Source organism: Planomonospora sp. ID67723 (assembly GCF_015711605.1).
GTDB lineage: Bacteria > Actinomycetota > Actinomycetes > Streptosporangiales > Streptosporangiaceae > Planomonospora_A.
Genome location: NZ_JABTEZ010000001.1, coordinates 789,235 through 807,097, shown reverse-complemented (window position 1 = coordinate 807,097; position 17,863 = coordinate 789,235). Strand labels below are relative to the sequence as shown.

Below are 17,863 nucleotides of genomic sequence, written 5' to 3'. Positions count from 1 at the left end.
GGGCTGAGTGTCGTGTCTTATGCCAAATGCCACACAACATCTTTGTGAGCATCAGGGAAAGTGTCCCGTGTCCGCGCCGATGGGGCATGGAACCCCAGCTCAGCCGGGTCGTTCCCGACTCGGGAGCGGGGGGCTGCCGGGCAAAGTTATCCAACTGATGCCTGCGGCCGACCGCCTCGCAGGGAGGGTCACGCGGCGGTGCTCGCGGAGGCGGTCCGTCCCCGGCCGCGGCCGGCGTCGGAGCCGGTGCTCAGGCGGCCGAGAGCGTCGCCCAGATGGTCGAGCGAGGCCGAGATCCACGGCAGTGAGAGGGGGTCGGCGGCGTCCAGGGCGGCGAGCCGCCGCTCGTCCGTCTCGCCGTACAGGAGACTGGTGGCCACCCGCACCCGGAGCCCCGCGGGGTCGTCGCCGAAGACGTGTCCGGGGAGCACCGCGACGCCGTGCCGGTCGAGCAGGCGGGCGGCCAGGTCGCCGGAGGTCGCGAAGTCCAGGCCGGTGAAGTCGGGATACAGGTAGAACCCCCCCTGGGGCGCGGCCACCACGGCGCCGGCCCTGACGAACCGCGCGTGCACCGCCCGCGCCACCGCGCCGTGCAGCCGCCTGCTCCGCTCGGTCCTTTCGAGCAGCTCGGCGGGTTCGGTGTAGGCGTAGGCCGCCGCGTGCTGGACGGGAGCGGCCGGGCTGGACCAGATCTCGCTGGCCACCGCGAGCAGCCGGGTGCACAGCTCTGCGGAGGGCAGCCGGGCCACGCCGATCCGCCAGCCGCCCAGAGCCAGGCTCTTGCTGAGGCCGGTGGTGACGACGGTGCGTTCGGGGGCCGGTACGGCGGGGCTGAGGAAGTCGGAGGCGGGGTCGTGGACGAGGTCGCGGTAGATCTCATCAGAGATGATCGTCAGGTCGAGCTCGCGGGCGACGTCGGCGATCTTCTTGACCGTGCCGGTGGCGGCCAGGGTGCCGGTGGGGTTGTCCGGGAGGGTGACCAGCAGCGAGCGCACGTCGCGTCCCCGGGCCCGCGCGCGCCGGACGGCGGAGACGACCAGCTCGGGGTCCGGCACGCCTCCCTCGCCGGGGGGTGCGGGAACGAGCACCGGACGCGCCCCGGCCAGCTCGGCCTGCGCGGCGTAGCTGACCCAGCTCGGCATCGGCAGCACGACGTCACCGCCGATCGCGAGCAGCAGGCCGTACAGCAGGGGCTTGCTCCCGGGGCCGCAGACCACCAGCTCGGGGTCGGTGGGCAGGCCGCGGCGGTGCCAGTAGCCGGCCGCGGCCTCGCGCAGTGCCGCAAGCCCGGCCACCGGCCCGTACCCGTTCTCTCCTGCCGCCGCGGCCAGCCGCTCGCGCAGGGCCGGGTGCACCGGCAGGCCGGCCTCGCCGAAGGCGAGGTTCAGCACCCGTTCTCCCGCCCGCCGCCTTCGAGAGATCTCCTCATTTGCCGCCAAAGTGGCAGAAAGCGTGATGTTCATGGATTTTTCTCCCTCTTTTAGGAACGTTCCCAGAATCCGGGGTACAAGGCATCAGGACAAGCTTCGGATCGTGTGGGTGGGCGTAAGGAACTCTGATGCTCGATCTGCGCCGTCTTGCCTTGATCTGCGAGTTCGCACGCAAGGGGAGCATCGTCGCCACCGCCGCCTCGCTGGGCTACAGCCCTTCGGCGGTCTCCCAGCAACTGGCGGCCCTGGAGCGGGAGGCCGGGGCCGTGCTGATCGACAGGACAGCCCGCAGCGCCGAGCTGACCGACGCCGGGCGCCGTCTCGTCGCCCATGCCGAGCGCATTCTGGCCATGGTGGAGACCGCCGAGTCGGACCTGTCGGCCCAGTCGGGCACCCCTTCCGGCAGAGTCGCCCTGACCGCCTTCCCCACCGCGGCCGTGGCATTCGCCCCCGCGCTGGCCAGATCACTGCGCCGGCACACCTCGCTGACCCTGCGGATGATGCAGAGCCGGTCGGGGCGCGGGTTCCGCGAGGTCCAGTCGGGGGAGGCGGACATCGCCCTGGTGGACGACTGGTACGGCCGGATGCACGCCTCGGCGGCCGTGCGGATCTTCCCCCTGCTGCACGACCCGCTGGTGCTCGTGGTGCCGCGCAGGCACCGCCTCGCCTCGCCGGACGCGCCGGTCGACCTGGCGGAGCTGCGCGACGAGCCGTGGATGGCCACTCCCGAGGGGGAGCCCTCCCGGGTGGCCGTCGACCGCATGCTCGCCGACGTCGGCGGGGCGCAGCCGGTGCCGTGGGAGTTCGAGGGGCTGAGCACGATCCTCAGCCTGGTCGCCAGGGGAGTGGGCATCGCGGCGGTCCCCGCCCTGGCCCTGGCCGCGGGGGTGCGGGGCATCGCCGTCCGCGAGATCCCCGGCAGCCCGGCGGGCCGCGACGTGCACGCCGTCGCCCGCGCCTCCAGCGTGCACCGTCCCGCGGTCGCCGCCACGCTCCGGGCCATCCACGTCGCCGCCCGCTATCTCGCCGCCGACCTCACCGCCCTGGAGTCGGCGATCCCCGCGGCCTCTGCGGGCTCTGCGGTCCCGGAAGCCCGGTGAACCGGGTCCCGGGACGCGCCGCCGCCGTAGACTTCGGCCCATGCCTCCCTCGTACGCGCTCGAACGCCTGCTGTCCGGCGGCGGGTCGAAGCTGGTGGCCGGGATCGACGAGGTCGGGCGGGGAGCCTGGGCCGGCCCGGTGGCGGTCTGCGCGGTGGTCACGGATCTGTCGGAGCCGCCCGCCGGGCTCACCGACTCCAAGATGCTCACCCCCGCCCGCCGTGCCGCCATGGTCCCGGAGATCACCTCCTGGGCCACCGGGATCGGGTACGGCGAGGCGTCCCACGAGGAGATCGACGCCCTCGGCATGACCGAGGCACTGCGCCGGGCCGCCCGCCGGGCCCTGGCGGAGCTGCCCGTCAGGCCGGACGCGGTGATCCTGGACGGCAAACACGACTACCTGGGCGCGCCCTGGCAGGTCCGGTGCGAGATCAAGGGCGACCTGTCCTGCGTCTCCGTCGCGGCCGCCTCGGTGGTCGCCAAGGTCCGCCGCGACGCCTACATGGCCTCCCTCGGCTTCGAGGAGTACGGCTTCGCGAGCAATGCCGGCTATCCCTCCCCGGTCCACCAGCGCGCCCTGGCCGAGCACGGCCCGACCGAGCACCACCGCCTGTCCTGGTCCTATCTCGACAAGCTGCCCCGCTGGCGCCATCTCAGGAAGCACCGCGACGCCACGGCGGGCGCGGGCCAGCTCGGGCTCTTCGGGTAGCCCCGGTGCGCGTCGGCGTCTTCCTGGTCGCGGCGGGGTTCCCGGGGCGGTCGCCGGGCCAGGTGCTGCAGGACACGGTGGAGGCGGTGGCCGTCGCCGAGGAGGCGGGGTTCGACGACGCGTGGATCGCCGAGCACCACTTCATGTCGTACGGCGTGTGCCCGTCGGCGGCGACCCTGGCCGGGGTGGCGCTGGGCCGTACGAGCCGGATCCGGGTGGGGACGGCGGTGAGCGTGCTGTCCACCCGGCACCCGGTGGACCTGGCCGAGCAGGCGGCGGTCCTGGACCGGGTCTCCGGCGGGCGGTTCGCGCTGGGGGTGGGCCGCGGCGGGCCGTGGGTGGACCTGGAGGTGTTCGGGACCGGGCTCGACCGGTTCGAGCGGGGCTTCGCCGAGTCCCTCGACCTGCTCTGCGCGGCGCTGGACCGGGACGACGGGCAGACGGTCTCGGCGGACGGGGAGTTCTTCCGGTTCCGGGAGGTGCCCGTGGTCCCGGCGGCCCGGCTCCGGCCGGTGGTGGCGTGCACCTCGCCGGAGACCGTGGCGCTGGCCGCGGACCGGGGCCTGCCGATGCTGCTGGGGATGCACGTCGGAGATGAGGAGAAGGCCGCCATGCTCCGGGCCTACGCGGACCGGGCCGCGAAGAACGCGATTCCGGGGAACGCGGCCCCGGGAGACACGGCTCCGGGAGATGCGGCCCCGGGAGACACGGCCATCACGGGCGGGCCGGGGGCCGCGGAGCACGCCGTTCCGGAGCCGGGAGACGCGGGGCACATCGCCGCGGCGGTCGGGTACGTGGCCGACTCGACGGCGCAGGCCGTACGGGAGCTGAAGGCGAGCATGCCGCGCTGGCTGGAGCCCGGCCTGGCGGGGTATGTGCCGGTGGACGGGCGGCCCCGGCAGCAGCGTGATATTTCGGCTTATGTCGACTTTCTGTGTTCGACGCACCCGGTCGGCTCGGCGGACCACTGCGTCGCCTCGATCGAGCGCACCGCCGCCGCGACCGGCCTGCGCCACCTGATCCTCATGGTCGAGGGCGCCGGCGAGCACGCCCGCACCCTGGAGAACATCAGGCGGCTCGGAGCCGAGGTGCTGCCCCGGCTCCGCTGAAGCCCCGACGCGGTGATCCAAGCCATCTCCAAGTCGGATCGGGGATGCTCCAGCGGACGTGAAGCCGAATCGACGTAAAGTCCCTGTCGTTTTCCAGCACACGCCCACCGAGTGCGGAGCCGCGTGCCTGACCATGATCCTCGGCGCGTACGGGTACCGCGTCGGCCTGCGGGCGCTCAGCGACGAGCTGGGCGTCGGGCGAGACGGCATGTCCGCGCTGGACCTGACCAGGGCCGCCCGGCGGTACGGCCTGACCACGCGGGCGTTCTCCATACCTGCGGAGGGGATGTCGAGCGCTCCGCTGCCCGCGGTCGTGCACTGGCGGGGCAACCACTACGTCGTCGTCGAAGCCCTGAAGCGCGACCACGTCCGGATCGTCGATCCGGCGAACGGCCGGCAACGGATCACACGGGAGGAGTTCGCACGCGACTTCACCGGTGTAGTGATCATCTTCGAGCCGGGTGACGGCTTCCGCTCCGACGGCGGGGCGGCTGCGCGCCGCGGGTCGCTCGGACTCCGGTTCCGGCGCCGGCCGGAGAGTGCCGAGGGCCGGTGGTGGCGGCGGCTCACCCGGACCGCATTCGCCGGACGCCGGGCCCTGGTCGCCCTCCTGCTCGGCGTGAGTGTCATGGTGCAGGCGTTCGGGTTCGCGCTGCCGGCGATCACCGAGACCGTCGTCGACCGGGTGCTCCCCCACGGCGGCGATCACTCGCCGCTGGATCTGCTCGGGGTTGGCGTGCCGGCGGCGTTCGGGGCGTACGCGGTGATCGGCCTGGTGCGCGGGCTCGCGCTGGTGAGCCTGCGGACCGGGGTCGACACGGACCTGATGCGCGACACCGGTGAGCGACTGCTCGCCGCCCCGTTCCGGTTCTTCGCGCTGCGGGGCTCGGTCGACCTGGCCAACCGGGTGATGGGGACCGCCCTCATCAGGGAGGTCATGACCAGCCAGGTGTTCGTGGCACTGCTGGACGGCCCGCTCGCCGTGGGATACATGATCGTGGTCGGCATGCGGAGTCCGGTGATGGGGGCCTGGTTGCTCGGTTTCGCCGTCCTGCAGGTCGGCCTGCTGCTGCTCACCCGCCGCCGCATCGGTGATCTGGCCCACCGCGAGACCGATGCCCGGATGGAGGTGCAGAGCAGGTTCGTCGAGGCCATCCGGGGCATCGAGAGCGTCAAGGCCTCCGGCGCCGAACCGCGCATCCGGCAGCGGTGGTCCCAGGCGCTCGCCTCCCAGGCATGGCACGTCCGGCGCAGTGGCAGAGCGCAGGCGGTACGGGACGCCCTGCTCGACGCGGTGCGCTTCACCGCCCCGCTGGCCCTGCTGTGGGTGGGCGTACGGCAGGTCACGTCCGGCGAGCTGACGCTGGGCGCGATGCTGGCTCTGCAGGCACTGGCCGCCGCGGCGCTCGCCCCGTTGGCCTCGCTCGTCGACGGGGCGCAGGCGCTGCAGCTGGTCCGGCCGCATGTCGACCGGCTGGCCGACATCTGGCAGACCCCGCCCGAGCCGGTTCCGTCCGACCCGGTGGAGGCGGCGCTGTCCGGCGGAGTCGAGCTGCGTAACGTGGGTTTCCGCTACAGCCCGCACGGTCCGTGGATCGTGCGCAACGTGAGTCTCACCATCCGGCCGGGGATGAAGGTCGGTCTCGTCGGCACCTCGGGATCGGGCAAGAGCACGCTGGCGCGGCTCATCCTGGGACTGCTGCAGCCGAGCGAGGGCGAGATCCTCTATGACGGCGTTCCCGCGGCCCGCTTCGATCCGGGTGCGCTGCGCCGCCAGTTCGGAGTCGTGCCGCAGGACCCGGTGCTGTTCAGCGGGACGATCTTCGAGAACCTCGCGCTGAACGCCCCCGACGCCACCGCCGAGCAGGTCGCCACGGCGGCGAGGGTGGCACGCATCCACGACGAGATCGTCGCCATGCCCATGGGGTACGACACGCAGCTGACCGACGGGACGGGGCTGTCGGGAGGCCAGCGCCAGCGTGTGGCCCTGGCCCGCGCTCTGCTGTCCGGCCCCCGCATCCTGCTGCTGGACGAGGCCACGAGCAGCCTCGACTCGGTGACCGAGGCGGCGATCGAGTCAGGTCTGCGCGACTTCGACCGGACCCGCATCGTCATCGCCCACCGGCTGAGCACGATCTGGGACGCCGACCTGATCTTCGTCATGGAGCACGGCCGGGTCATCGAGTGGGGGACACGGGAGGAGCTGACGCGCTGGGGCGGGCGCTACGCGCACCTGATCGCCGTCCAGAGCGGGCGGGCCGAGCCGTGACCACACGACCGGGCAGCCGGTTCCAGCGGACCGCGATGGACGCCGGCGACCCGGGTCGTGGATCTCAGTGACCTCCAGGACGGCTGCAAGTCGTGCCCACCACGATCACCGGTGAAAGTCCCGGCCTTCCAAGGAGGAGTAGCGATCATGAGCGGTATCCACAGCACCGAGTTGCGCGACATCTCGGCCGTCGGCGCCGAGCTGGACGAGAGCGAGCTGAGCGGCGTCAGCGGCGGGCGCATCCGCAACGAGGCCCGCACCACCTGCAAGGGAAGCGTCTACGACGACTGGTCGTAGGGCCACGTCGGAGCGGGCGCCGGCGCCACCGGGACGGGAGCCGGGCATCCGGTGGCGGCTCCGCCGGAACGCAGGCCGAGTCTCCGGCCACCACGACCGCCCACGGGGTTGCGACGCCGCCCCGTGGGCGGATCCGTCTTCCGGGACATCCGGGACATCCGGCACGCCGATCACGACCAAGGAAGCACGATGACCCCGCCTTCCTCTCCGCGCTCCGCGGCTTCAGCCCCGCTCACCCCTCCACCGTCGCCTCCCCCTCCGTTCCCGTCGTCCCCCACGCCCCCGGCCCTCCTGCGGTCTCCGTCCCCGGTCCCCGTCCCGGGAAGCCCTCCCCCCGCGCCCCATGTCCTCGTCCTCACCGGTGACGACGACGCGCACGCCGACCGCGTCACCGCACTCCTGGCCGGCCGGGGCGCCCGCGTCACCGTCTTCGACCCCGGGAGCTTCCCCGTCGCCGCCGCGGTGGAACTCGGCTACACGCCGGACGGCGCGGTCAGGCGCCTCCTCCGCACGGGGGACGGGACCGTCGACCTCGGCACCGTCACAGCCCTGTGGTGGCGCAGGCCGTCCCGTCCGCGTCCGCACCCCGGACTCACCGACCCCGCCGTGGCCGGATACGTCGCGGCGGAGTGCCAGAGCCTGGTGACGGGTCTGTGGGAAGGCCTGCCGTGCCACCAGGTGCCCGCACGCGAGTCCGTCTTCCGCCGGGCCGGTGACAAGACCGCGCAGCTCGCCCTGGCAGCCCGTCTCGGCTTCGCCGTACCCGAAACGGTGATCACCACTGATCCGGAGACGTTCCTGGACTTTCACGACCGGCACGACGGACGCATCGTCACCAAAGCGCTCAACATGCCGTTCATCGAGGGCGTGGGCGGCGACCTCTTCGTGCACCGGCTGTGCGAGCAGGTCTCGTCCAGGGATGTGGCCTACGCCGACGGGCTGCGCTTCTGCCCGGTCATCGTCCAGGAGGTGGTGTCCAAGCGGGTCGAGTTGCGCGTCACCGTCGTCGGCCGCCGGATCTTCGCCGCCGAGATCCATTCCCAGGAGAGCAACCGGACCGGTCTCGACTGGCGGCGCTACGACACCACGGTCACGCCGCACCGCCCGCACGAGTTGCCCGACGAGGTGGCCGCCCTCTGCCTGGTTCTGATGGACCGCTTGGAGCTGGCCTACGGGGCGATCGACCTGATCCTCACCCCCGACGGCCGCCACGTCTTCCTGGAGATCAATCCCAATGCCCAGTGGTTGTGGATCGAGGACCTCACGGGTCTGCCGATCAGCGAGGCGATCTGCGACCTTCTCCTCGGAGGAGTCTGACCCGTGTCCCTGCCTTCCGGCCGCCTGCTGTCCGACGTGCTGGCCCACCTGCACCGGCTCCGCGACGAGGAGCCCGACCTCGCCCGGCGGATGACCGCCGAGTTCCGGCGGGAGCACCCCGGCGTGCCGATGCGCCTGGTGTGGCAGCGGGACTCCCCGGCGGGTCCTGTCCACTACGACATGCTGATCCCGGTCGAGGGCGGCACCGTGTCGCTCGCCTTCGCCCCCGATCGCGCCCTGCCGTGGCCGCTGCGCGGTGCCCACCACGCCAGCGAGCAGGTCCTCCTGCGCGTCGACGGGGCGGAGGTCACCATGGAGCAGGCGATGGCGCTGCTGGAGGTGCTGTGGACCGACACGGTGCCGGCGACCCGGCTGGTCAACGCCAGCCTGGTGGACCGGGAACTGGAGAGCGACCCCGTCGAGTTGTCCCCCGCCGAGCTGCAGGAGGCCGTCGACGCCTTCCGCCGGGCGCGGGGCCTGCTCACCGCCGAGGCCACCCGCGCGTGGATGGCGGAGCGGGGCATCGACCAGGCCCGGCTGGAGGAGGTCGTCGCCGGGGAGGCGGCGGTCGCGCGGCTGCGCACCCGGGTGGTGGGCCCGGACGTCGAGGCGGCGTTCGCCGCCGATCCCGGCGGCTGGGACGCGTTGTGCGTGCTGCGCTCACGGTACGCCGACCACGAGGCGGCCCGCGCGGCGGTCGTGCGGCGCGCGGGCGCACACCGGGGGTCCGCCGGGCAGGACGACCCCGGAACGGAGCGGGCGCAGGACGGCGCGGGTCCCGGGCAGGGCGACGCGGATCGGGGAGGAACCGAGGCGAACGCGCTGGCGCCGATGGCCGCCGAGGTGCTGGAGCACGGCGCCGACGTCCGGGTGGAGCGGGTGCGCCGCCGGGATCTCGGGCCCGCCGCGGCCGGCGCCCGCGCGGGCGACCTGCTCGGACCCCTGGAGCACGAACCCTCGATCGTCGAGGTGCTGGAGGTACGGCCCGCGGAGCTGGACCAGGCCACGCGCCGGGACATCGAGAGCGGGCTGTTCACCCGATGGCTGGCGGACCGGCGGGCGGAGGCCGAGCTGGAGTGGCTCTGGGGAACCGTCCCCCGGACCTCCGCGCTCAACCAGGCCCTGCGGGCCTCGGCCGCCGGGGGCTGATCTCCATGAGGCTGCGTCCGAAGCCGATCCGCCGCCGGTCTCGCCGAGGTTCCCCGGTCCGCGCGGCCCGATCAGCCGGCCCCGGCCGTACCACCGACTTCCAAGATCCTTGCAGGAGGCGACCTTCCGCTTCCAAGTCTCCTGCAAGAAACGATCTTTATGTTCGGAGCCGTCGTAATCACCCGAAAAGAAGGAGCCGCAATGGCAACCTCCTCGTTCCGGATCGAAGACCTTCCCGAGGCGGAGATCCTCACCGACGACGCGCTCGCGATCGTCACCGGGGGGAAGATGAGCGAGCCCAAGGGCCCCATCTACTCCACCGCGCGGCGGGGAGGCCAGTCCGACCCGGCCGGGGCCGTCCTCACCTGATCCTGATCGGGGGACGGTGACCCCGGACAGGGGTCGATGATCCGAAGGCGCCGGAAGGAGGGCTCCCCTCCTTCCGGCGTCCTCTTGTACCGGATGAGGCTGATCCTGAGTGATTCTGATCCTGAGCGAGCCGGGGGACGGGACCGTTCCCTTCGTCCTCGATCACCTGGAGCGGAGCGGCGCGGCGCACCTGTGGTTCGATCCGGCCGCCTTCCCCGCCGACGCGCGCGTCACCGCCCGGTTCACCGCCGGTCTCGATGATCTCCTGCTGTGCGTGGACGGCCGGCAGCACGACCTGTCCGAGGTCACCGCGATCTGGGACCGGCGGCCGGGCCTTCCCCGCGCCTCCGGGACGGTCGGGCCCGACCACCGCCGGTGGGTGGAGCTCACCTCCCGGACCTTCGTCACCGGCCTGGTGGAGGTTCTGCCCGGCCGGCGGCTTCCGGGACGGACGCGGGACGTCCTGATCGCCGAGAACAAGATCGTGCATCTCACGCGCGCCGCGGAGCTCGGTTTCGTCATCCCCGAGACGGTGATGACGAACGACCCGGCGGAACTCGTCCCGGCCTGGGAGCGGGCGGGCGGAAACCTGATCGCCAAGACGGAGTACGCGTCGGAGTTCACGGTGGACGGGCAGGACCACTTCCTCTACACCACACCCGTGCACCGGGCCCACCTGCGCGGACGGCACCGGATCGGGACGTCGCCCGTGATCCTCCAGCCGAATGTCCCCAAGTCTCTGGAGCTGCGGGTCACCGTCGTGGGAGACCGGATCTTCGCCGTGGAGATCGACTCCCAGTCGGCGCGGTCGACGCGCCAGGACTGGCGCCACTTCGAGGACGACAGGATCCCCTACCGGATCCACGCCCTGCCGCCGGAGGTCGCCGACAGGTGCCTGGCCCTGCTCCGGTCGTTCGGGCTCAGCTTCGGTGCGATCGACTTCATCCTGACCCCGCAGGGCGAGTACGTCTTCCTCGAGATCAACCCGAACGGCCAGTGGGGGTGGATCGAGCAGTGGACCGGCCTGCCGATCGCGCGCGCCATCGCGGACTGGCTCACCGCCCCGGCATAAGGAGGAGCCCTCATGACACAACTCTGGGAGAAGACCCTGGCCTCGGCGGTCGAACTGCTGCGCGAGCTGCCGCGCAGGCGGGGCGGCGTCGCCGAGGCCCGTTCGGCGGTGGCGGAGTGGGCGGCGTCGCTGCCCGAGTGCGCCCCGCAGCTCGTGGTCGACACCAGGCCCGGCAGTCCGGTGGTCGACTACGACCTGCTGCTGGAGCATCCGCGTGGCGGCACCGTGGCCCTGGCCACGCAGGCGGACGACGGCGTGCCGTGGGGCATCGACCACTCGACGCACTGGGCCGCGCACCTCGTCGTCACCGTGAACGGCTACGACCTCTCCTACCCTCGCGCGCTCGACGCGCTCAGGACTCTAGGCGGCAGGTATCCCGACATCCGTGACCGCCTCGTCGACCACTGCCTGCTGATGGAGATGGTCGGCACCGAGGAGGAGGCGCCGACCTCCGCGGAGCTGCAGGCCGCCGCCGACGACTTCCGGCGTGTGTTCGGGCTGCACAGCAGGGAGGCCACACTGGCGTGGCTGGAGGAGAACGGCCTCGGCATGCCGGGGTTCGAGGCCAACGTGGAGACGGCGGCCCGGCTCGCCCGGGTACGGCGCCGGCTGGAGAGCCGGCTGGGCCCCGGCTATCTCAAAGACCGTCGTGCGGATTTCGACCAGGTCTCCGCGGTCTGGGTGGAGAGCCCGGACGAGCAGGCACTGGAAAGGCTGCGGAAGGACGCCGAGGCTGCGGGCGATCTCGCCGCCTGCCTCCCCGGCCTCCTGGACGGGTTCCCGCGGGACGTCAGCGTGCGGGCGCTGACAGGCATGGCCATGGAACTCCCCGAGCCGCTGCGGGATCTTCCAACCGGAGCGATCACGGGTCCGGTCGGGCACGGCGGTTCACTGCTCCTGGGCCAGCTGCGCCGTCGCCGGAGCGGCGGAACGGACGATCCGGACGCGGTGGCCGCGGCCGGGCGGATGGCGTTCCGGGAATGGCTGGCCCGGCAGAGGTCCGCCGCGAAGATAGATTGGCACTGGCAGGCGTGACGGCGGGCAGGCCTCAGTGGAATCGTGCGTGGAATCATGCTCCGACGCCCCCGACACAATGATCTCCGTTGCGCCGCGATCTGCCGCGTCGCCTCGAGCTCATTGCGCCAGGGGCCCCGGGTGCCGGTCCGGGCGGGTCAGCAGTCGACGAGTTCGGGGGACTGGTTGAGGATCTGGGACCTGGCGGTGACGAACTCGGCGTGGGCCCTGGTCGCGGCCGGGTCGAAGACCGCGACCCGGTGGCAGTTCTGGAAGGCCAGCTTCACGCCGAAGTGGCGCTCCAGGGCGCCGCGCATGGAGTCGCTGGCCAGGCAGCGCAGGAGCTGGCCGCGGGCGGCCTCGTCCGGCGGGGGAACGGTGTTGTCGGCGAACTCGGCGCCGGTGCGCGCACGCTCGTGGACCAGGTCGTTGATCAGCGACCAGGCGTAGGGCAGGGAGTCACGGACGCAGGCGACGAACGCCGCGTCGTCCACCTCACCAGCCCTCGCCTGGTCGAGAAGATCGTTCGAAACGGTCAGCGACATGCTGCGTTCTCCTCTCAAAAGGTGATCATTCAGACAGTAGATCGGGGCCGGTGGCCGCTCCATCTAGCGCTGGAGCGACACTCGCGTGGGCCCGAAGGTGAAACCGGGGTCGATCTGGGCGGCCAGGTCCTCTCCGGTGGCCTTGTTCGCCCAGGCCTCCGCGTTGCGGAGGTGGAACTCGGCGGCCTGACGGCCGAACCTCTCCCAGTCCTTCTCCTGGGCGTCGATGTGCTTCAGAAGCACCGAGAGGGCCTCGGCGTTGGCGGGTTCGAGGTCGTCCAGGGTGAACGGGCGGCCCTGCTCCATGGCGCGTACGGCGGGCGAGTGCTCCATGCAGACCAGCAGGTCGTCGCCGACGTGCTCGCGCAGGAAGGCGACGTCGCCGGGGCCGTGCACCTTGTTGCCGACGACGGCGATGGGAACGCCGTAGTCGGCCGCGTAGTCGCGGTACTGCCGGTAGACGCCGACACCCTGCCGGGTCGGCTCGGCGACCAGGAAGGTCATGTCGAAGCGGGTGAACAGGCCGGAGGCGAAGGAGTCGGCTCCTGCGGTCATGTCCACCACGACGTACTCGCCGTGGCCGTCGACGAGGTGGTTGAGGTAGAGCTCGACCGCGCCGACCTTGGAGTGGTAGCAGGCCACGCCGAGGTCGTCCTCGCCGAACGGGCCGGTGACCATGAGCCGGAGGCCCTCGGGGGTGGTGACGGCGAACCGGGAGTGGATCGGGTCGTCACCCGGGTCCAGGGAGAGCAGGCGGGAGCCGCGGCCCGGCGGAGTGGTCTTGACCATGGCGGCGGCGGAGGGGATCCGGGGATTGTCGCCGCGCAGATATTCCTTGATCTCGGCCAGGTGGGAGCCCATCGGGCGGGGCAGCGCGCTCTCCTCGACCCCCAGGACCATGCCCAGGTGCTGGTTGATGTCGGCGTCGACCGCGACGACCGGTCCGCCCTGACTCGCTGTGTGCCTCGCGAACAGCGCCGACAGAGTCGTCTTGCCGCTGCCGCCCTTGCCGACGAATGCCACTCTCACGACGACGATCCAATCTGATTATGAAAATCATTGCAACCTCTGTGCGTGGCCATCATGCCACGGTCGGTGGTCTCGGGGTTCCGGTACGGGACAATCGGCCCGCGTGTCGCGGGTCTCGGCTCCTGCTGTCAGAGCAGTTGACTCAGATTGTCGGGAAGGTGAGGTCGATCGCCAAGGCCCGAATCGCCCGCAAAGGCATACCGGCCTGGGGGTGCGGTCACGATATGGCGGATTCCGGCGACGGGCGGACCGCTCGCCGATCCCGCCCACGGGCCGCCCGTCCCGCACGGTGAAGGCGCCGGGCCGGTGCCCGTCCGGCGGATCCGTGCGGTGCGCCCGCAGTCAGCCGCAGGTCGCACCGAGCGCGACGGTCTCCTGAGGGGAGGCGGAGGCGCCGGCCGGGGCACCGGGGGCGGCCGGGACCGGGCTCCGGCGGGTGGCGGTCGCGGGCTTGGCGGCGGGCCTGCCCGCCAGGGCCGCGGTGACCTTCTCCTTGATCAGGTCGTAGTCGGGGTCATTGGTGTCGATCATCGGCGGGACGAACTGGAGGCTCTCGATCTCCGCGCCCCTCACCTTGCCCGCCAGGCCGACCAGCGCGGGCAGCAGCTCCTGCGGGATGTCGGTGGAGACCGCGTTCGCCGTCGCGGTGGCCAGCCGCTCGAAGCTCCTGATCACCCTCACCGGATCGGCCTGCTTGGCGAGTGCGTTCATCAGGCACTTCTGACGGCTCATCCGGACGTAGTCGCTGCTGTAGGTGCGGGACCTGCCGTACCAGAGCGCCTCCTCGCCGGAGAGCGTGCGCGTGCCGGCCTGGATCAGGCCCTCGTTGCGCCTGCCGTACACGATGGGCTCCCGGACGGTGATCCGCACGCCGCCCAGCGCGTCCACGATCCTGGCGAAGCCCCGCATGTCGACCATCGCGTAGTGGGCGACGTCGAGTCCGAGGATGCCGCCGACCGTCTTCTTCAGCAGCGCGGGACCGCGCTCGCCCGTGACGACACCCGGGACGATCTCGGGGTGGTCCTCGGCGTACTGCCAGACCTCGTTGAGGATCGCCGGGGTGAGCGGAGGCTCGCCCCCGAATCCGTAGGGGAAGCGGTCGCGCGCCGGGCCGATCGGCATCGGGACGCGCTGCAGGTTCCGGGGCAGGCCGAACAGGAGGGTCTTCCCGGTGCGGGTGTCCACGCTCGCCACGGTGATGCTGTCGGTGCGCACCCCGGCGCGGCTGGGGGCCGCGTCGCCGCCGATCAGCAGGATGTTGATCCGCTCCCGTCCCCGCCACGGGTCCGCGGGGACGGGGGTGGAGCTGGTGCCGAAGACCGAGGCCATCACGTTCTGGGAGACGTAGGCGAGCCGGGCGGCGTAGGCCATCGGGGTGACCACCAGCACGCACAGCAGGCCGACCGCGGCGGTGGAGAGGTAGTGGGCGGCCCCGGTCAGCGGCCTGGGCCGGACGAGCTGGTAGGAGCGGATGACCACGGCCACGGTGGCGAGCGCGAACAGCAGCGCGACGGCGCTGAAGACCGTGAGCCAGCCGGGTTGCACGGCCAGGCCGAGCAGGAAGGGCCTGGCCGTGAGGAGCGCGGTCACGCCCGCGGTGACCAGCGTCAGGTCGGCCGCCATCAGCAGGGCGCCCGTCCGGCGGCGGCCGGTGCACAGATGGGCCAGGCCCCACAGCACCGCCGAACCGAACGTGAGCGCCAGACCCGATCCGACTCCAGGACGACCTCCGCTACCTGCCATCTCTCCTACATTCCCCGGCCGCCGAATCGACCGTCACAGGCTAGTAACGGTTTCTGCCTGGTCGTGCCATATGGCTCGTCCGGCGCGCTGCGCGGTCAGGCCGGACGTCGGCGGGTACGGCGGCCGGAGCCCCCTCCCGGTGCGGCGGCCGGGGCTCCGGCGACCGAGGCGGAGGCGGTCACCAGCCCGCCGCGCCCGCGAACGAGGTCGCCCCGGGCCGGTAGCCGAGCCTCTCCCGGGCGGCGGTGATGTCCAACGTGCGCTCGACCGCCAGGTGACCGGCGGCGTACCGGGTGAGCCGGGGCGGGTCCGTCCGCCGGAGCAGTCCGAAGACCGCCTCCGCGGCGGCGGCGGCGGGTTCCACCAGCCTCAGCGGCAGGTAGTACGGCTCCGCGTCGATCCTTCTCTCCTTGAGGATCGCGCGCAGGGCGTCGTCCAGGAGGACCGGCTCGGCGTCGGTCACGTTGAAGACGCGGTGACTCACATCGAGGACGCCGCGACCCTCGCCGAAGACACCGGAACCCCCGCCGCGTCCCTCACCGGGACCCGCGCCGTCTTCGCCGGGGACCACGTCGAGGAGGCCGTCGAGAGACGCCGTGGCGGCGAGCAGGCATGCCCCGGCCAGGTTGCCGACCGAGGTCAGGCTGATCCGCTGCCTGCCGTCGCCCACCGCGAGGAGCCTCCGTCCCCTGACCGCCCCGAGGACCCGGGGGAGCAGGGTCGTGTCCCCGGGGCCGTAGATCGCGTGCGGCCGGAGGACGACCGCCCGCCCCCGCGCCGCGTGCGCCGCGGCCCGCTCCGCCGCGGCCTTGGACGCGCCGTAGGCGTTGACGTACCGCGCCACCGGGGCCTGGTCCTCGCGGGCCAGCACGGTCGGCCGCAGCGGGTCGTAGACGCTGGCCGTGCTCACGTGCACGAACCGGGCGCCGGGGAACGCCTCCGCCGCGTTCCGGGTGCCGGTCACGTTGGCCGCCCAGATCTCCTGCGGCGGCCCCCAGTCGGTGACGCTCCCCGCGCAGTGGACGACGGCGTCCACCTCGGGCAGCGCGGGCCGTTCGGAGAGCAGGTCCCACGAGGTGTACGGCGCGCCGCCGACGTGGTCGGGCTCCACCCGCCCGCGCCGCCCGAACGCGTGCACCCGCCAGCCCCTGGCCCGGGCCGCCCGGCAGACGGCCCCGCCCACGAACCCCGAGGCGCCCGTCACCGCGAGCCTCATCGCGCCACCCGGGAGCGGAGGGCGGCGCGGTCGAGCTTGTCGGCGCGGCCCGAACGGGGGAAGGCGTCGAGGGCGACGATCCGGTCGGGAAGGGCGGCGGCGTCCACGAGGTCCGGCAGCACCTTGCGCAGGAGGGTCTCGTCGTAGTCGCCGGTGGGAACGATCGCGAGCACGACCTCCTCGTCCCCGGTCGCCGGGTCGGCCAGGCCGACGATCGCGGCCTCGGCGACGCCGGGCAGCGCGGTGATCGCCGGCTCGTAGAGGCCGGGATAGATGTTGAACCCGTCGCGGAGGATCATGTCCTTCTTCCGGCCGAGCAGCACCAGGCGGCCGTCCTCGATCCGGACCAGGTCACCGGTGGCGACCTCGCGCAGCGGGTCCTCGCCGAGGTAGCGCGGGGCGACGTGCGGCCCGGAGACGAACAGCTCGCCGTCGCCGGCGACCCGGACGCCCACTCCGGGCAGGGGCGCGCCGAGCAGGTCCCCCGAGGCGTGGGCGAGCTTCTCCTCCGCCGAGGCGATCGCGATGGGCAGCGCCTCGGTCATCGCGTAGACCGAGAGCACCTCGGGCCCGGCCTCGACCGCCCGGCGCAGCACCCCGGCCGGCGCGGGAGCCGAGCCGAGCAGCAGGTGACGCAGCGTCCCGGGCAATCTGGGCGTACGGCGGAGCAGCCGGTCGAGCTGCACCGGGACGGCGAACGTGTGGGTGGCCCGCCGTGCCGCCAGCTCCTCCACCACAGGCCCGCGACCCGGGAGCGACCAGGCGGCCCCGGCCATCAGCGCGGGCAGGCCGAGCATCAGCTGGTCGGTGTGGACGACGTCGCCCGGCTCCAGCGGGAACGCACCTCTGAACAGCTCCAGCCCCGCGGCCAGTGATCCCCTGGTGTGCACCACTCCGCGCGGGCTGGCCGTGGTCCCCGACGTGAAGATCACTGCCGCGGGCCGGTCCTCCTGCGGGGGCGCGGAGGCGTGGCCGGCCGGAGCACCGGGGAGGCGGTCCAGCCGCAGCGCGCCGCGCGGGACCCCCGGCAGCCACGGGCCGGTGCGGAGGTGGCGGACGGGGTGGCCGGGCAGGGGGTCGCGGAGGTGGGGCAGGAGCAGGCCGCGCCGGCGGGCCAGGCCCTTCAGCGGGCCGCTCAGGGTGTACAGCAGGGACTCCGCCACCACCCACCCCGGCCGGGTGGCGGCCATCCGGGCGGCCAGCACGCCGGGGGCCAGCCCCGGATCGGCGAGCACGAGCATCCCGCCCGCCGCCACCGCCCCCAGCGCCGCCACGACCGCCTCCACGCCGGGCCGTACCGCGAACAGCACCCCGTCCCCCGGTCGCAGACCGTCCATGGCGGCGCGGACGGCGTCCACCCGGCGGGCCAGCTCGCGGTAGGCGAGCTCGTGGCCCCGGCCGTCGACGATCGCGGTCCGGCCTGGCTCCCGGCCGGCGGTCGCCATGATCCCGGTGATGATGTCGTTCATGCGAGGAAGTCCAGTCCGCAGGGGTC

The 17,863-nt window shown here is 72.8% G+C and carries 16 protein-coding genes; 10 read left to right on the top strand and 6 right to left on the bottom strand.

Annotated elements, in window-relative coordinates; genetic code table 11:
- Positions 1 to 188 precede the first annotated feature (188 nt).
- Positions 189 to 1,463 (bottom strand): pyridoxal phosphate-dependent aminotransferase, encoded by a 1,275-nt coding sequence (locus HS041_RS03735; protein WP_196439108.1) that lies wholly within the window; start codon positions 1,461 to 1,463, stop codon positions 189 to 191.
- A gap of 95 nt (positions 1,464 to 1,558) precedes the next feature.
- Here HS041_RS03735 and HS041_RS03730 point away from each other — a divergent pair, with 95 nt between their 5' ends.
- From HS041_RS03730 to HS041_RS03685, 10 genes are all read left to right on the top strand, one after another.
- The gene (locus tag HS041_RS03730; protein WP_196439107.1) at positions 1,559 to 2,530 is read left to right on the top strand and encodes a LysR family transcriptional regulator; all 972 of its coding nucleotides are present in this window, start codon (positions 1,559 to 1,561) and stop codon (positions 2,528 to 2,530) included.
- Positions 2,531 to 2,570: 40 nt separating this feature from the next.
- On the top strand, positions 2,571 to 3,239 hold the full coding sequence (rnhB, locus tag HS041_RS03725; protein WP_196439106.1) for a ribonuclease HII: 669 nt from the start codon (positions 2,571 to 2,573) through the stop codon (positions 3,237 to 3,239).
- 5 nt (positions 3,240 to 3,244) lie between these two features.
- Positions 3,245 to 4,348: an LLM class flavin-dependent oxidoreductase gene (locus tag HS041_RS03720; protein WP_196439105.1), complete on the top strand. Its 1,104-nt coding sequence runs from the start codon at positions 3,245 to 3,247 to the stop codon at positions 4,346 to 4,348.
- Positions 4,349 to 4,406: 58 nt separating this feature from the next.
- Positions 4,407 to 6,617 carry a peptidase domain-containing ABC transporter gene (locus HS041_RS39910; protein WP_307845159.1) on the top strand — a complete coding sequence of 737 codons (2,211 nt, stop codon included), beginning with the start codon at positions 4,407 to 4,409 and terminating at the stop codon, positions 6,615 to 6,617.
- 147 nt (positions 6,618 to 6,764) lie between these two features.
- Positions 6,765 to 6,914, top strand: coding sequence for a hypothetical protein (locus HS041_RS03710; RefSeq protein WP_196439104.1), 150 nt, complete (start codon positions 6,765 to 6,767; stop codon positions 6,912 to 6,914).
- A gap of 189 nt (positions 6,915 to 7,103) precedes the next feature.
- A complete protein-coding gene (locus tag HS041_RS03705) occupies positions 7,104 to 8,231 on the top strand; it encodes an MvdC/MvdD family ATP grasp protein (protein ID WP_230878403.1) in 1,128 nt (375 codons plus the stop codon).
- A gap of 3 nt (positions 8,232 to 8,234) precedes the next feature.
- Positions 8,235 to 9,380: a TIGR04500 family putative peptide maturation system protein gene (locus tag HS041_RS03700; protein ID WP_196439103.1), complete on the top strand. Its 1,146-nt coding sequence runs from the start codon at positions 8,235 to 8,237 to the stop codon at positions 9,378 to 9,380.
- A 201-nt stretch (positions 9,381 to 9,581) separates the two neighbouring features.
- Positions 9,582 to 9,749, top strand: a complete 168-nt coding sequence (locus HS041_RS03695; RefSeq protein WP_196439102.1) for a hypothetical protein — start codon at positions 9,582 to 9,584, stop codon at positions 9,747 to 9,749.
- A 109-nt stretch (positions 9,750 to 9,858) separates the two neighbouring features.
- Positions 9,859 to 10,821: an MvdC/MvdD family ATP grasp protein gene (locus tag HS041_RS03690; RefSeq protein WP_196439101.1), complete on the top strand. Its 963-nt coding sequence runs from the start codon at positions 9,859 to 9,861 to the stop codon at positions 10,819 to 10,821.
- 12 nt (positions 10,822 to 10,833) lie between these two features.
- Positions 10,834 to 11,856: a TIGR04500 family putative peptide maturation system protein gene (locus HS041_RS03685; RefSeq protein ID WP_196439100.1), complete on the top strand. Its 1,023-nt coding sequence runs from the start codon at positions 10,834 to 10,836 to the stop codon at positions 11,854 to 11,856.
- Positions 11,857 to 11,993: 137 nt separating this feature from the next.
- On the opposite strand, the gene HS041_RS03680 is transcribed toward HS041_RS03685, so the two are convergent.
- The 5 genes from HS041_RS03680 to HS041_RS03660 form a co-directional block, all read right to left on the bottom strand.
- Positions 11,994 to 12,380, bottom strand: a complete 387-nt coding sequence (locus tag HS041_RS03680) for an SCO5389 family protein (RefSeq protein WP_196439099.1) — start codon at positions 12,378 to 12,380, stop codon at positions 11,994 to 11,996.
- A 63-nt stretch (positions 12,381 to 12,443) separates the two neighbouring features.
- Complete coding sequence (locus HS041_RS03675) at positions 12,444 to 13,409, bottom strand: ATP-binding protein (protein WP_196439098.1); 966 nt, start codon at positions 13,407 to 13,409, stop codon at positions 12,444 to 12,446.
- A gap of 342 nt (positions 13,410 to 13,751) precedes the next feature.
- The gene (locus HS041_RS03670; protein WP_196439097.1) at positions 13,752 to 15,152 is read right to left on the bottom strand and encodes an LCP family protein; all 1,401 of its coding nucleotides are present in this window, start codon (positions 15,150 to 15,152) and stop codon (positions 13,752 to 13,754) included.
- 178 nt (positions 15,153 to 15,330) lie between these two features.
- Positions 15,331 to 16,368 carry an NAD-dependent epimerase/dehydratase family protein gene (locus HS041_RS03665; protein ID WP_196439096.1) on the bottom strand — a complete coding sequence of 346 codons (1,038 nt, stop codon included), beginning with the start codon at positions 16,366 to 16,368 and terminating at the stop codon, positions 15,331 to 15,333.
- The gene (locus tag HS041_RS03660) at positions 16,365 to 17,837 is read right to left on the bottom strand and encodes a class I adenylate-forming enzyme family protein (RefSeq protein ID WP_196439095.1); all 1,473 of its coding nucleotides are present in this window, start codon (positions 17,835 to 17,837) and stop codon (positions 16,365 to 16,367) included. Before HS041_RS03660 ends, HS041_RS03665 begins: the two co-directional genes overlap by 4 nt.
- Between the last annotated feature and the right edge of the window lie 26 nt (positions 17,838 to 17,863).

Bases quoted from the DNA above. Each gene is read 5' to 3' on its own strand.
- HS041_RS03735 (WP_196439108.1), bottom strand. From the start codon at position 1,463: ATGAACATCACGCTTTCTGCCACTTTGGCGGCAAATGAGGAGATCTCT.
- HS041_RS03730 (WP_196439107.1), top strand. From the start codon at position 1,559: ATGCTCGATCTGCGCCGTCTTGCCTTGATCTGCGAGTTCGCACGCAAG.
- rnhB (WP_196439106.1), top strand. From the start codon at position 2,571: ATGCCTCCCTCGTACGCGCTCGAACGCCTGCTGTCCGGCGGCGGGTCG.
- HS041_RS03710 (WP_196439104.1), top strand. From the start codon at position 6,765: ATGAGCGGTATCCACAGCACCGAGTTGCGCGACATCTCGGCCGTCGGC.
- HS041_RS03705 (WP_230878403.1), top strand. From the start codon at position 7,104: ATGACCCCGCCTTCCTCTCCGCGCTCCGCGGCTTCAGCCCCGCTCACC.
- HS041_RS03695 (WP_196439102.1), top strand. From the start codon at position 9,582: ATGGCAACCTCCTCGTTCCGGATCGAAGACCTTCCCGAGGCGGAGATC.
- HS041_RS03685 (WP_196439100.1), top strand. From the start codon at position 10,834: ATGACACAACTCTGGGAGAAGACCCTGGCCTCGGCGGTCGAACTGCTG.
- HS041_RS03680 (WP_196439099.1), bottom strand. From the start codon at position 12,380: ATGTCGCTGACCGTTTCGAACGATCTTCTCGACCAGGCGAGGGCTGGT.
- HS041_RS03670 (WP_196439097.1), bottom strand. From the start codon at position 15,152: ATGGCAGGTAGCGGAGGTCGTCCTGGAGTCGGATCGGGTCTGGCGCTC.
- HS041_RS03665 (WP_196439096.1), bottom strand. From the start codon at position 16,368: ATGAGGCTCGCGGTGACGGGCGCCTCGGGGTTCGTGGGCGGGGCCGTC.
- HS041_RS03660 (WP_196439095.1), bottom strand. From the start codon at position 17,837: ATGAACGACATCATCACCGGGATCATGGCGACCGCCGGCCGGGAGCCA.